The sequence below is a fragment of the Holophagales bacterium genome, from assembly GCA_016699405.1.
In the GTDB taxonomy this organism is placed as follows: domain Bacteria; phylum Acidobacteriota; class Thermoanaerobaculia; order Multivoradales; family JAGPDF01; genus JAAYLR01.
In genome coordinates, this window is the sequence record CP064972.1 from 904780 (window position 1) to 917652 (window position 12873).

General features: G+C 71.6%; 13 protein-coding genes. 9 read left to right on the forward strand and 4 right to left on the reverse strand.

Annotated elements, in window-relative coordinates; all coding sequences use genetic code 11:
• Positions 1 to 13: 13 nt before the first annotated feature.
• Genes IPJ17_03880 through IPJ17_03890 form a run of 3 tightly spaced genes read left to right on the forward strand, consistent with a single transcriptional unit; the run spans position 14 to position 2965 of the window.
• Positions 14 to 1390 (forward strand): dipeptidase, encoded by a 1377-nt coding sequence (locus tag IPJ17_03880; GenBank protein QQR74736.1) that lies wholly within the window; start codon positions 14 to 16, stop codon positions 1388 to 1390.
• 4 nt (positions 1391 to 1394) lie between these two features.
• Positions 1395 to 1955 (forward strand): class IV adenylate cyclase, encoded by a 561-nt coding sequence (locus IPJ17_03885; GenBank protein QQR74737.1) that lies wholly within the window; start codon positions 1395 to 1397, stop codon positions 1953 to 1955.
• Positions 1952 to 2965 (forward strand): NDP-sugar synthase, encoded by a 1014-nt coding sequence (locus IPJ17_03890; protein QQR74738.1) that lies wholly within the window; start codon positions 1952 to 1954, stop codon positions 2963 to 2965. The genes IPJ17_03885 and IPJ17_03890 overlap by 4 nt, the downstream gene beginning before the upstream one ends.
• Positions 2966 to 2988: 23 nt before the next feature.
• Here the strand turns inward: IPJ17_03890 and mraY are convergent, their stop codons facing one another.
• Together mraY and IPJ17_03900 are read right to left on the reverse strand one after the other, a co-directional pair.
• Positions 2989 to 4095 (reverse strand): phospho-N-acetylmuramoyl-pentapeptide-transferase, encoded by a 1107-nt coding sequence (gene mraY / locus IPJ17_03895; GenBank protein ID QQR74739.1) that lies wholly within the window; start codon positions 4093 to 4095, stop codon positions 2989 to 2991.
• Entirely contained in the window at positions 4092 to 6059 is a 1968-nt protein-coding gene (locus tag IPJ17_03900) for a glycosyltransferase (protein ID QQR74740.1), read from the reverse strand. The genes mraY and IPJ17_03900 overlap by 4 nt, the downstream gene beginning before the upstream one ends.
• A gap of 117 nt (positions 6060 to 6176) precedes the next feature.
• Between IPJ17_03900 and IPJ17_03905 the strand changes: the two genes are divergently transcribed.
• The gene (locus IPJ17_03905) at positions 6177 to 6866 is read left to right on the forward strand and encodes an HAD-IA family hydrolase (protein QQR74741.1); all 690 of its coding nucleotides are present in this window, start codon (positions 6177 to 6179) and stop codon (positions 6864 to 6866) included.
• Positions 6867 to 6876: 10 nt separating this feature from the next.
• On the opposite strand, the gene IPJ17_03910 is transcribed toward IPJ17_03905, so the two are convergent.
• On the reverse strand, positions 6877 to 7137 hold the full coding sequence (locus tag IPJ17_03910) for a hypothetical protein (protein QQR74742.1): 261 nt from the start codon (positions 7135 to 7137) through the stop codon (positions 6877 to 6879).
• A complete protein-coding gene (locus IPJ17_03915) occupies positions 7118 to 8620 on the reverse strand; it encodes a mechanosensitive ion channel (protein ID QQR74743.1) in 1503 nt (500 codons plus the stop codon). The genes IPJ17_03910 and IPJ17_03915 overlap by 20 nt, the downstream gene beginning before the upstream one ends.
• A gap of 87 nt (positions 8621 to 8707) precedes the next feature.
• On the opposite strand from IPJ17_03915, the gene IPJ17_03920 reads away from it, so the two are divergent.
• The 5 genes from IPJ17_03920 to IPJ17_03940 are packed head-to-tail and all read left to right on the forward strand — an operon-like array spanning position 8708 to position 12870.
• Positions 8708 to 9130 (forward strand): hypothetical protein, encoded by a 423-nt coding sequence (locus tag IPJ17_03920; protein ID QQR74744.1) that lies wholly within the window; start codon positions 8708 to 8710, stop codon positions 9128 to 9130.
• 21 nt (positions 9131 to 9151) lie between these two features.
• Positions 9152 to 10213, forward strand: a complete 1062-nt coding sequence (locus IPJ17_03925) for a type III polyketide synthase (protein QQR74745.1) — start codon at positions 9152 to 9154, stop codon at positions 10211 to 10213.
• 16 nt (positions 10214 to 10229) lie between these two features.
• Positions 10230 to 10823, forward strand: a complete 594-nt coding sequence (locus IPJ17_03930; protein QQR74746.1) for a hypothetical protein — start codon at positions 10230 to 10232, stop codon at positions 10821 to 10823.
• Positions 10820 to 11077, forward strand: coding sequence for an acyl carrier protein (locus IPJ17_03935; GenBank protein QQR74747.1), 258 nt, complete (start codon positions 10820 to 10822; stop codon positions 11075 to 11077). Before IPJ17_03930 ends, IPJ17_03935 begins: the two co-directional genes overlap by 4 nt.
• On the forward strand, positions 11074 to 12870 hold the full coding sequence (locus IPJ17_03940) for a fatty acyl-AMP ligase (protein ID QQR74748.1): 1797 nt from the start codon (positions 11074 to 11076) through the stop codon (positions 12868 to 12870). The genes IPJ17_03935 and IPJ17_03940 overlap by 4 nt, the downstream gene beginning before the upstream one ends.
• The last annotated feature ends 3 nt before the right edge of the window (positions 12871 to 12873 follow it).

Below are 12873 nucleotides of genomic sequence, written 5' to 3' on the forward strand. Positions count from 1 at the left end.
AAGGACGGAAACCATGTCGGACAGTCGCGACGTGCTCTCGCGGGTCGACCGCGAGAAAGCGCAGTACCTCTCGGAGCTCAAGGAGTACCTTCGCATTCCGTCGATCTCCACCGATCCGGCCTACAAGACGGAGGTCGTTCGTTGTGCCGACCACCTGATCGGCAGGATGCGCGAGGCCGGGCTCACCGCCGAACGCATCGAGACCGCCGGTCACCCGCTGGTCTACGGCGAATGGCTTGGGGCCCCCGGCCGCCCGACGGTCCTCTTCTACGGACACTACGACGTGCAGCCCGCCGATCCGCTCGAGGAGTGGCGTAACCCGCCGTTCGAGCCGACCGAGGAGGGCGACTGCCTGGTGGCGCGCGGTTCGACCGACGACAAGGGCCAGTCCTACACCCACGTCAAGGCGGTCGCGGCGATGCTCGCCGAGCGCGGCACGCTCCCGGTCAACGTCAAGTTCATCGTCGAGGGCGAAGAAGAGGCCGGCGGCGAGGCGATCGATCACTACGTGCGCGAGGATGCGGGCCGCAAGCTCGCCTGCGACGTGGTGGTCGTCTCCGATACCTCGCTCTACAAGCCGGGCGTCCCGGCGCTGACCTACGGCCTCAAGGGGCTCGCCTACTTCGAAATCCGCGTCGACGGACCGAACCGCGACCTGCACTCGGGCGTCTACGGCGGCGGCGTCACCAACCCGCTGAACGCGCTCTGCGAGATCGTCGCCAGCCTGCGCGACCCGGCGACCGGACGCGTGCGGATCGATGGTTTCTACGACGACGTCCGTCCGCTCGCCGACTGGGAGCGCAAGGAGTTCGCCGCCCTCGAGTTCGACGAGGAGGAGCAGCGCGTCGATCTCGCCGTGGACACGCTGACGGGCGAAGAGGGGTACACCTATCTCGAGCGCACCTGGGCACGGCCGACCTGCGATCTCAACGGGATCTTCGGCGGCTACCAGGGCAAGGGCGCGAAGACGGTGCTCCCCGCCTGGGCCGGCTGCAAGGTCTCCTTCCGCCTCGTCGCCGACCAGACCCCGGCGAAGATCGCCGAGCTTCTCAAGGCTCACGTCGCCAAGGTCACCCCGCCGGGCGTCCGGGTCGAGGTGGAGTATCTGCACGGCGCCGACGCGGTCACGGTGGACGCCACGGGTCCGGAAGCCGAAGCGGCGCTCTCGGCCTTCGAGGACGTCTGGGGTGTCCGGGGGGTGCGGATCCGCACCGGCGGGTCGATCCCGATCGTCGGCACCTTTGCCCAGGCGCTGGGCAAGCCGGTGCTGATGCTCGGCTTCGGTCTCGAGGACGACCGACTCCACTCGCCGAACGAGAAGTTCAACATCAGCCATTTCTACAACGGCATCCGCACCGTCGTGCGCTTCCTCGACCGGCTCGGAGGCTGATCGCATGGCAGGAAAAGACCCGCTCGAGCGGGAGCTGAAATTTGCCCAGGTGGACCTCGAGAAGCTGCGCGAGCGGCTTCTCGAGCTCGAAGCCGAGCGTGCCGCGCCCGGATCGCTCGAGGACAACTGGATCCTCGATCGCGGCGGCGAGCTCGAAGCGGCGGCCTGCATCCTGCGTCTGCGGGAGGACGGGCGAGGAGCCCTCGTGACCTTCAAGGGTGCGGCCCGTTTCGAGGGGACGCTGAAGGTGAGACGAGAGCTCGAGGTCCGCGTCGACGATGCCCAGCAGGCGCGGGGGATCTTCGAGAGCCTCGGCTACCGCGTCGTCCGTCGCTACCAGAAGATCCGCGAGGAGTGGCGGCTGGGCAGCGAGTCGATCGCGCTCGACCACACACCGATCGGCGACTTCGTCGAATTCGAAGGAGAACGTGCCGAGGTCATCGCCCGCCGCTGCGGCTTCGACCCGACCAAGGCGGATCTGCGGACCTACCTGCGCCTCTACGAGGACTACCTCGCGACCCATCCCGAGGCGCCGGCCGACATGGTCTTCCCCGAGGAGGCGTGAGCCGCCTGCGCGTGCGCGCGCTCGTCCTCGCCGCCGGGCGAGGCGAGCGCCTCCGCCCGCTCACCGACGAGCTCCCCAAGCCGGCCCTCCCGGTCGCCGGCCGCCCGCTCGCCAGCTGGACGCTCGACGAGCTCTCCCGCCTCGGTTGTGAGGCCGCGGCGGTCAATCTCTTTCACCTCGGCGAGCGGTTGCGCGAAAGGCTCGGCGAGAGCCATCGCGGAATGCCGCTGCGCTACTCGCCGGAGACGCAACTCCAGGGGACGCTCGGGGCGCTTGCCCCGCTTCGGGAGTTCCTCGCCGACTGCGATGCGGTGCTGGTGGTCAACGGCGACAGCCTCTGTCGCTGGCCGCTGCGCGCCTTGCTCGAGCGGCATCGCACAACCGGTGCGGCGGCCACCCTGCTGCTGGCCTCCCGAGCCGAGCCCAGCCGCTTCGGCGGAGGGGTCCGGGTCGCGGCGGACGGCCGGCTCCTGGCCCTGCGCCGTGGTGCGCTGGTCGCCGGCGCAGCGCGGCGCGGCGTCGTCTTCGCCGGCGCGCAGCTCCTCGCTCCGCGGCTGCTGGCGCGCGTTCCGGAGGGTCCGGGCGACCTCGTCACCGGGCTCTACGAGCCGCTCCTGGCCGAAGGCGAAGTGCTCCAGACCCTGCGAACGCGGCGCTCCTGGCACGATCTCGGGACACCCCGTCGCTACCTCGACGGAGCGCTCGAGCGCGCCCTGACCGCGCTCCCGGAGAACGGTGACTGGCGCGGCCCCGGGAGCGAGGTCGCCCGCACGGCCCGACTCCGGCGCGTTGCGCTCGAGACCGGTGCGCGGATCGCCGAGCGGGCACACGCCGAAGAGGTTCTGCTCCTGCCGGGGGCGCAGATCGGTGCGGGTGCCTTCGCCCGCCGCGTCCTGCTCGGGCCGGGTGCCGAGCTGCCGGCCGGAGCGCGAGCCGAAGAGCTCCTGCTGACCCGCGGCGCTGACGGCAATCTCGTCGAAACGCCGCTCGGGCACGGCGAGCTCGCCTGAGCGAAGCGGGGGCGGTGACCCCCTCAGCGGATCTTCAGCGACAGCAGGCCGATCGCCGCGAGCAGCAGCGAGACGATCCAGAGCCGCACCACCGCCTTGGGCTCGGCGATCCCGCGGTGGGTGAGCGCGTGATGGAACGGAGCCCGCAGCACGACGCGCCGTCCGAGCCGATTGCCGATCTTCTCCTGCAGCAACGAGGTGAAGATCTCGAGCACGAAGAGGCCGCCGACGAGCGGGAAGAGCATCTCCTGGCGGAGCAGGAACGCCATCATGGCGATCGCCCCGCCGATCGCCAGCGACCCGGTGTCGCCCATGAACACCTCGGCCGGGAAGGTGTTGCGCCAGAGGAAGCCGAGCACCGCACCGATCAGGGCGGTGCCGAAGATCACCAGCTCCTCGGTCCCGGCAAGGTAGGGAAAGAGCAGGTAGCGTGAGAGCAGGATGTTGCTCAGCACGTAGGCGAGGACGACGTAGACGGCGGTGACGGTGGTCGAAGCGCCGCAGAGCAGCCCGTCCATGCCGTCGGCCACGTTGACCGCGTTGATGATCGAGAAGACGGCGAACGCCGCGAAGGCGAGGAAGCCGAGCGTGCCGAGGTCCGCCACCGGGTGCTTGACGAACGGCAGGATGAGGGCCGTGCGCAGCGACGTGGGCAGCGGGCTGGCGGCCGAAACGAGGAGCCAGGAGAACGGCAGGACGAAGCCGAGCAGCAGCGCCGTCTTGGCGAGCTGGCCGAGCCCGAAGAGCGACGACTTGAACCGCACCTTGAGCGCGTCGTCGAGCAGGCCGACGAGTCCCAGATAGACGAACCCGGCGAGCACGACGGAGAGCTGCAGGTTGGCGAGTCGCCCCCAGACGAGCACCGAGCCGCCGCAGGAGGCAAGGATGAGCAACCCGCCGCCGGTCGGCGTCCCCTGTTTCGAGTGGGTCCGAATCGACAGGAACTCGCCGGAGGTGTCACGGAAGCGTCGCCGATAGAGAAAGACGATCACCCGCCAGCCGAGCGCGATCGCGACCCCCAGCGAGGTGGCCAAAGCCATCAGGGCGCGGAAGGTCACCGACTCGGCGAGCCGGAAGACGCCGATATCGAGCCCGGCGCCCCGCAGCAACTGGATGAGCCAGAGGATCACTTGCGGTGTCCTTCGAGGGCGCGTGCCGCCGCGAGGTAGCGCTCGCGGATGCGGAAGGCGGGCGCGAACTCCGAGGTCGTCACCACCGCCCGCTCGAGGAGCCGGCGGGCTGCGGCGCGGTCGACGAGTCGCCCGGCCTCCAGCCCGGCCGCGATGGCGTCGAGAGCCGCCTCACGCAGACGCACCGAGCGCGCCGCGAGGAGCGGTTCGACCAGGGCGAGGAACCGTCCCTCGTCGAGAACGAGCGCGGCGGCGCGAATCGCCCCGCCACGCACCTCGAAGCCCTCGCGCCGTCGGGCGGCGAGTCGTGCCACGCCGTCGCGCAACAGCTCGATCGTGCCGAGCTCGGCCGGGAAGCGCTCGATGAGCGCCAGCGCCTCGCGACGCACCTCCCAGTAGCCGTCGGCGAGCCCACGCGCCGCCGCGGTGGCGAAGCAGGGCTGCGGACTCGCCGCCTTGCGCAGGGCGGCGAGGGCGTTGCGTCGCAGAAAGCCGCGCCAGCGTTCGAGCCCGGCGACGAGATCGCGATAGCGGTCGATCCGGCCGAGCGCGCCGACGAGCTTGATCCCCTTGTTGACCACCATCTCGTCGCTTGCCCCGAGATACTCGTCGACCTTGGTGTCGTAGAGGCGGTGGTAGAGACCGGGAGCGGTGACGTCGAGATGGGCGACGAGACTGTCGAACTGCCGCTGGAAGCGCACGAACGCCGGCTCGATGACCTCCGTCTCGTACGCCGGCTCCTCGCCGGCAAGGAGCTTGCGAACCACGTCGAGCACGGCCGTCTCGGTGCCGGCGAAGGCGAGGGAATGCGCGGTGGCGGCGAGCGCGGCGCGTCGCGTCGGATCGGCGAGCAAGCCACGGATCGCCGCCACCAGCTCGCCGGCGTCGACGGAGTCGGTGCCGTCGTCGTCGCGCCGCTCGAAGAGCACCTCGACCGCGCCGCGCTCGGCAAGGCCGACGGCGTTGAGCTCCTGGTGGTCGCCGGGGAGGCCGCGCTTCGGCACCGCGATCATCGCCTGGCCGAGGGTGAGCGTCTCGGCGAGCGAGCCGGCGCCGGCGCGGCCCACCAATAGGTCGGCCGCCCGCTGCCAGTCGGCGAAGTCGTGGAAGTACTCGGCGGCGCGGTAGAAGACGCGGCCGTCTGCGGTGCGCGCGGTGAGCTCGACGCCGTCGAAGCGGTCGCCGAGCGCCGCCGCGAGGCGCGTCTTCGTATCGGCGAGCGCATCGTAGGCGCTCCCTTTGGCCAGACCGACGCCGTGCACGACGAGCAGGTCCGGGAGATCGGAGAGACCGGCAAGCGACTCGGCGACCGCCCGGTTGAGCGAGCGCGAGCCGAGCGACCCCCCGGAGACGACCACCAGGTGAGCACCGTCGGGAACGCCGAGACGCCGACGCAGTGCCGCGCGATCCTCCTGCCCGTCGCTTGCGCGATAGGCCGCGCGCACCGGATACCCGGTGTAGACGCAGCGCGTGCTCCAGACGAAATAGGGCGTTTCGCGGAACGCCACCAGGACGACGTCGGCGAGCAGCGAGGCGACCTTGTTGAGCAAGCCCGGCGCCAGGTTCTGCTCGTCGAGGACGATCTTCAGACGCAAGAACGGCCGCAACAGGAAGGCGGCTGCGACTACGGGGGCCGAAGCGTAACCGCCACTGGCGACGACCAGGTGCGGACGGAAGACCAGCAGCTCGCGCAGGGCGACGACAATCCCGCGCGCGATGGTCAAGAAAGCGCGCAACTTGCCGAGCGTTCCGGTGCCCGCCACCGGAGCGGACGGCACGAAGTGCAGGGCGAGGCCTCGCCGCGGCACGATCGTCTCCTCGGCGCGGCCGCGAATGCCGAGAAAGAGCGTCTCGCCGACGATACCGGCACGCGCCAGGATCTCGTGGAGGGCGAGGGCCGGATAGACGTGGCCGCCGGTGCCCCCGCCGGTGAGCACGACGCGGACGGGGGAGGAGGGTTTCACGGACGAGGCGCTCGAAGTGGCGGGACGCCGCGATCCTATCGCGCGCCATGAGATCCGGCACACGCTGCGGCTGCCGAGGCGGCGCCGAACGGATAGGCTCTCCCGATGACCGGAGCCATGGAAAAAGCGCGCCGGGCGTTCGCCCCGTTCGACCTGCTCGTCTTCGACTGGGACGGCACGCTCATGGACTCGATCGCCACCATCGTCGACTGCACGATCGACGCCCTGTCGCGCCTCGACGGCGTCGTTCCTCCGCCGCGGGCACGCGTGCGGGAGGCGATCGGCATGGGGCTTCGCGAGTCGATCGACCTGTACTACCCGGGCCACACGGAGACCTTCTTCGCCGAGTTGCTCGAGGTCTACCGCGACCTCTGGATCGGCACCTATCGCGATCGCTCCACGCTGTTGCCGGGAGCGCGCGAGACGATCGAGGCGCTCGTCGGGGCGGGATATCGGCTGGGCGTGGCCACCGCCAAGAGTCGCCGGGGTCTCGAGCGCGAGCTCGAGGCCACCGGTCTCGGTCCCGCCTTCGTGGCGACGCGGACGGTCGACGAAGCGCCGCCCAAACCCCATCCCGGGATGATCCTCGGGCTCTGCGAGGAGCTCGGGGTCGAGCCCGGGCGGGCCCTGATGATCGGCGACACGACCTTCGATCTCGACATGGCGCGTGCCGCCGGCGCGCCGGCGCTCGGTGTGCTCACCGGATCGCACGACCACGAACGGCTCTCGAGCAGCGGACCGCTTGCCGTGCTCGCCAGCGTGGCGCAGGTCCCCGCCTGGTTGGACGGGCGTTCGCTCTCGGTCTGAGCGGTCCGGCCTAGCGGATCGGCTTCCGGCGCCGGTCGCGGATCCAGCGCACCAGCGGGGGGAGCAGGGCGGCGAGAGCGCCGCCGGCGAAGGTGACCCCGCCGATGCGGGGGCGACCCGCAGCGATCATGTCGGCGCCGGCCAGCATTCCGACCGCCGCGGAGAGCACGATCGACGCGAGCTCGAGCCGTCTGCGCCAGTGCTCTCGGCGTGACCGGCGGGCGGCCGTGTCGTTGCCCGGGGAGCCCGGCTCAGAGGCGGAAGAAGGCACGGATCCGCTCGAGCAGGGAGGCGTGGTCGGAGTCGTCGCTGAGCGGCGCGCGCCCGCGCCGGTCGTCGAGACGGGCGCGCGTCGCCGCCTCGCGAGCGGCGAGGAGGCGCGAGAGCGATTCGGCCACACTCGGGTCGGCCGCGAGGATGGGCGCGACCGACGTCGCATCGAGGCGCAGCACCTCGCAGCCGCCCTCGGCGGTTACCGTGGCGCTGCGCGGCGCCCCGGTCAGCAGGGACATCTCGCCGAAGCACTCGCCGGGGCCGAGCATGGCGAGGATCAACGGCTGCGAGTCGCCGCTCTCGGCGGCTCGCGTTACCAGGACCTGCCCCGAGTCGACGACGAAGAGCGAGTCGCCGTCCTCGCCTTCGCGCACCAGCTTCTCGCCGTGGTCGAAGAAGAGCGGGGCGGCGGCACGGGCGAGTCGCTCGCGCTGTTCCGGGGCGAGCGGGGCGAAGAGCTCGAGGCCGTCGATGCGCGACTGGCGCCGGGCGAGGTCGCTGTCGACCCGGTGCGCCGCTTCGCCTGCCGCGTCGTGCCACTGCACGGTGCGCATGGGGAACGGAATGGCGATCCGGGCGCGCTGCAGGTGGTACCAGATCCGACTGTTGACCGCGTCGGTGAAGCGCATGATCCCGCCGACATCGTGGGTCCAGACGCGCAGCCGGTAGACCATCGACGAATCGCCGAAGCTCTCGAGGAAGACCTGCGGTGCCGGGTCGGCGGCCACGCCGGCAGCACTGTGGGCCGCGGCGAGCAGAGCGGCGCGCGCTCGGGCCGGGGGCGTGTCGTACGGCAAGCCGACACGGAAGCTCCAGCCCACGGCCTGCTCGCCGTTGCCGAGGTTCTGCAACCGCTCGCCGGCGAGCTTGGCGTTCGGTTCGAAAAAGCTCACCCCTTCGTTGTCGCGCAGATGCGTGGCACGCCACGACATGTCGACGACCCGTGCCGGCCTCCCGTCGAGCAGCAGCCAATCGCCTGCCGCGAACGGCTGCTCGGCCTGCACCGCCATGCCGGCGAAGAGGTTCTTGAGCACGTCCTGGAGCGCGAAGCCGAGCACGGCCGAAAGCACCGTCGTCGAGACGAGGAGCGTCGACACCTCGGTCACGCCGAACGCAGCGAGCCCGGTCACGAGCGCCGAGGCGAAGACCAGCCAGCCGAGCACGTCGCGAATCAGCTTCGGCACCAGCGCCTGACCCTGCGCCCCGACCGGTCGCTGGAACACGGCGGCGGAGAGCACCAGGTAGAGCAGGAAGGCACTGAGCGTCGACGCGGCGACGGCGAAGCCCTGCCAGAGCTTCGGCATGGCGAGGCCGAGCTCGGAGCGCAGCAGGAAGATCGCGGCGACGACGGTGAGCGCCCAGATCTGGTAGATGGCGCGCAGCCGGGCTTTGCGCAGGCTGCGCCGCACGGCGAGATAGAGCGCTTCGAGCGCCAGGAAAGCGCCCGCGGCGAAGAGGAGAGCGGCGAACCAGGAAGCCATCGGCGGTCGGGCGAGTCTAGCCCAGAGCGCTACGCTCTGTCGGCTCCTTCCTCGAGAGCGCGCGAGAGCGCGCGGTATCATCCCGCGGTGGCCCGGTTCGTTCTGCTCGCCCTGCTGGTCGGCATGCTCCTGTCGGCCTGCGCGGAGCTCGCGCTGGAGGCGATCGGCCTGACCGGCGGCGCGGCCGAGCTGGCCCGCGTCGGCCTCGCGCCGGGAGCGCTGCCCGGGCACCTGCGGCTCGGCGCCTGGCTGCTCGACGCCGCAGCGATGACCGTGCTGGTCCTCCTGCTCACCGGCCGCACCGGACGGTGGTGGCTCGAGGGGCTGGCGGCGGGGCTGCTCGCCTGGATCTACCGCGGTCCGCTCACCGTTCTGTCGGCCCTTGCCGCGGCGCGCCTGCCGCTCGAGCCGTTCTGGCGGGCGGCGCGGGCTTCACTCATCGTCCTGCCGCTCCTTGGGCTGGTGCTCGCGGCGCTCGCTCGCCGGATGCTCGGCGAGCCCTGGGACTGATCGGCTCGGGAGCAAGCGACGATGCGCATCGCCGGCGTCGGCCACGCCTTTCCGCCGCACTACTACGGTCAGGAGGAGCTGCTCGCGGCCTTCCGCCAGCAGTGGAGCGAGCGGTATTTCAACCTCGAGCGGATCGAGTCGCTCCACCGCAACGTGCTCGTCGGCGGCCGCCACCTTGCGATTCCCATCGCCGACTACCCGCGCCTCGACGGATTCGGAGCCGCCAACGACGCCTGGATCCGCGTCGCCACCGAGGTGGGAGCAGAGGCGTTGTCCAAGGCGCTCGCCGACGCCGGCCTCGCCCCGGGCGACCTCGACACCTTGCTGTTCGTCACGGTGACCGGGGTTGCGACCCCGTCGATCGATGCGCGGCTGATCAACCGGCTTGCCCTGCGTCCCGACCTCAAGCGACTGCCGATCTTCGGCCTCGGCTGCGTGGCGGGAGCGGCGGGGTTGGCACGCGCCGCCGACGCCGTGCGAGCCTGGCCGGGCGAGGTCGCGGCGCTCCTGTCGGTCGAGCTCTGCTCGCTGACGTTGCAGCGCGAGGACCTGTCGATCCCCAACCTCATCGCCTCAGGCCTCTTCGGCGACGGAGCGGCCGCCGTGGTCCTGGTCGGCGAGGCTCATCCCGCGGCCCCGGCGGCGAAGGGCCCGCGGATCGTCGCGACGCGCTCGGTCTTCTATCCAGACTCGGAGCGCGTGATGGGCTGGGACATCTCCGAGCGGGGGTTCCAGATCGTTCTCTCGGCCGAGGTTCCGAAGGTCGTCGAGGAGCACCTGCGGAGCGACGTCGACGCCTTCCTCGCCAGCCGCGGCCTCGGCCGCCGCGACATCGTCTCCTGGGTCTGCCACCCCGGCGGGCCGAAGGTGCTCCAGGCCATGGAGGCCGCACTCGAGCTCCCGCCCGCCGCCCTCGAGCTCACCTGGCGAAGCCTGCGCGGGGTCGGCAACCTCTCGTCTTCCTCCGTGCTGCTGGTGCTCGGCGACACGCTCGCCGAACGGCGCCCACCTCGCGGGAGCCTCGGAATGCTGCTGGCGCTCGGCCCCGGCTTCTGCTCCGAGCTGGTGCTGCTCGAGTGGTAAAGACGGCGCTGGCGCGATGAGCACCGTCGGCGGGATCGACACCCGAGAGCTCTTTGCCTTTCTCTTCGCGCTGCTCGCCCTCGAGCGCGGAGCCGAGCTCGTCCTGTCGCGCCGCCACGTTCGGCGCGCGCTCGCCCGCGGTGGGCGACTGGTCCGCGAGCCCGGCGTCTGGCCGGCCATGGTCGGATTGCACGCGGCCTTTCTCGTCGTCCCGGCGATCGAAGTGGTGGTCCTGCGACGCCCCTTTCTACCCGCGCTGGCGGTTCCCGCGCTCGTCGTGGCGTGCGCAGCCATGACATTGCGCTACTGGGCGATCGCCACGCTCGGCGATCGCTGGTCGACCCGCGTGATCGCGGTGCCCGGTGAGCCGGCGGTGGTCGACGGACCGTACCGGCGGTTGCGTCACCCCAACTACCTGGCGGTCGGACTCGAGCTCGCCGCCCTGCCGCTCGTGCACACGGCCTGGCTTTCGGCGATCGGCTTCAGCCTGGCCAACGGCTGGCTGCTCGCCCGACGCTTGCGGACCGAGGAGGCCTTGCTCGCCGAGCTTGCCGACTACGACGCGCGATTGGGGAGCCGCCGGGCGTTTCTTCCCGGAGGAGGGTCATGACGGAACGCGAGGCACTCGCCGGGATCGCGGCCGTGGCGCGCGAGCATCTCGCCTACGCGGGCGAGCTCGAACCGTCCGCGCGGCTGGTCGAGGACCTGGGGCTCGACTCCCTGCGCCTGCTCACCCTGGCTGCGGAGGTCGAGAACCGCTTCCAGATCCGGCTGAACCCGGAGGACGACGCCGCGATCGCCACGGTGGGTGATCTCGCCCGTGCGATCGTGGCGAAGGCCGGCGAGTCTGCGGGCGCCGGATGAGTGACGACACGCTGCAGCACTGGTTGGCCCGGGCCGCCCGCTCGGCGGGCGGCAGGGAGCGTGGGCTGCACCTGCTCGATCGCGACGAGCGCGAACGGCTCCTGTCCTGGGGCGAGATCGAGGCGCAGGCGCACCGCGTCGCCGGCGGGCTGCAGGAGCTCGGTGTCCGCCCCGGAGAGTGCATCGCGCTGCTCTTTCCGACGTCGGAGGAGTTCTTCGCCGCCTTCTTCGGCACGCTGCTCGCCGGGGCCGTGCCGGCGCCGCTCTACCCGCCGGTGCGTCTCGGGCGTCTTGCCGAATACCACGAGCGCACCGCGGCAATGCTCGGCGCGGTCGCGGCCCCGCTCGTTCTCACCGGTCGCGAGGTCGGGAGGATCCTCGGCGAGACCCTCGCCAGGGCTCGTCCGCGGCTCGGCGCCCGCAGGCTCGACGAGCTGCCGCACGCGAGCGGCGCGCCGCACCTCGGCGCGCCCGAAGAGCTCGCCCTGGTGCAGTTTTCCTCTGGAACGACGGTCGAACCGAAGCCGGTGGCGCTCTCCCAGCGCGCCGTGCTGGCGCAGACCCTGGCGCTCAACGCCTTCTGGCCGGACGAGCCGGGAGTGACCCACGCCGGCTGTTCCTGGCTGCCGCTCTACCATGATATGGGGCTGATCGGCTGCGTCTTCCCGGCGCTCGAACGGGCGGCGGATCTCACCCTGCTGCCGCCCGAGCAGTTCCTCGCTCGTCCGGCGCTCTGGTTGCGCGCCATCGCGCGCTCCCGGGCGACGATTTCGCCAGCGCCGAACTTCGCCTACGCGTTGTGTGTCGAACGGGTGCGCGACGAGGAGCTCGCCGGCGTCGATCTCTCCGGCTGGCGGGTCGCGCTCGACGGTGCCGAGACCGTGGTTCCCGAAGTCCTCCGCCGCTTCGCCGCGCGGTTCGCGCCGTGGGGATTTCGCGCCGAGGCGCTGACGCCGGTCTACGGACTCTCGGAAGCGGCGCTCGCCGTGACCTTCTCGGAGCTCGGCCGACCCTGGCGCAGCGCCTGGTTCGAGCGCGATGCCCTTGCGCAGCGCGGCGAGGCGGTGACGTGCGAGCCGCCAGAGCGCGGTGCCGGCGCGATCTCGGCCGTCGAGATCGTCTCGGTCGGCCGCCCCCTTCCCGGCTTCGCCGTGGAGATCCGCGACGAGCATGGCGGTGTTCTTCCCCAAGCGCGGGTCGGCCGGATCTGGGTGCGCGGGCCCTCGCTCATGGAGGGCTACCTCGGCCGCCCCGAGGCGAGCGCGCGGGCCCTGCGGGACGGCTGGCTCGACACCGGCGACCGCGGTGTCTGGCTCGACGGCGATCTCTTCCTCACCGGACGGGAGAAGGACGTGATCCTGGTGCGTGGCAGCAACCACGCGCCGGACGAGATCGAACAGGCGCTCGCCGGAATCCCGGGGTGGCGCGCCGGCTGTGCGGCAGCGGTCTCCTACCTGCCTCCCGGGGCGGCGACCGAGCAGATTCTGCTCTTCGTCGAGCACGCCCGCGGCGCCACCGCCACCGCGCGCGAGTCCCTGCCGCCGGCGTGCGCGCGCGCGGTGCTGGCGGCCACCGGTCTCGCGGTGTCGCGTGTCGCCGTCCTCGCTCCGGGGACGCTGCCGCGCACCTCGTCGGGGAAGATCCGGCGCCAGGAGACGCTGCGACGTTTCCTCGCGGGGACGCTCGTTCGGCCCGCGGCGGTGAACCCGCTGACGCTGGCGTGGGCGCTGCTGCGCTCGCGATGGGCGAGGTGGCGGGAGGATAATCGGCGGGGTCGGACCGAGAGCGAGTAAGCG

Excerpts from the sequence above, each read along its gene's own strand:
- IPJ17_03880 (QQR74736.1), top strand. The coding sequence starts at position 14 with ATGTCGGACAGTCGCGACGTGCTCTCGCGGGTCGACCGCGAGAAAGCG.
- IPJ17_03885 (QQR74737.1), top strand. The coding sequence starts at position 1,395 with ATGGCAGGAAAAGACCCGCTCGAGCGGGAGCTGAAATTTGCCCAGGTG.
- IPJ17_03905 (QQR74741.1), top strand. The coding sequence starts at position 6,177 with ATGGAAAAAGCGCGCCGGGCGTTCGCCCCGTTCGACCTGCTCGTCTTC.
- IPJ17_03915 (QQR74743.1), bottom strand. The coding sequence starts at position 8,620 with ATGGCTTCCTGGTTCGCCGCTCTCCTCTTCGCCGCGGGCGCTTTCCTG.
- IPJ17_03925 (QQR74745.1), top strand. The coding sequence starts at position 9,152 with ATGCGCATCGCCGGCGTCGGCCACGCCTTTCCGCCGCACTACTACGGT.
- IPJ17_03930 (QQR74746.1), top strand. The coding sequence starts at position 10,230 with ATGAGCACCGTCGGCGGGATCGACACCCGAGAGCTCTTTGCCTTTCTC.
- IPJ17_03935 (QQR74747.1), top strand. The coding sequence starts at position 10,820 with ATGACGGAACGCGAGGCACTCGCCGGGATCGCGGCCGTGGCGCGCGAG.
- IPJ17_03940 (QQR74748.1), top strand. The coding sequence starts at position 11,074 with ATGAGTGACGACACGCTGCAGCACTGGTTGGCCCGGGCCGCCCGCTCG.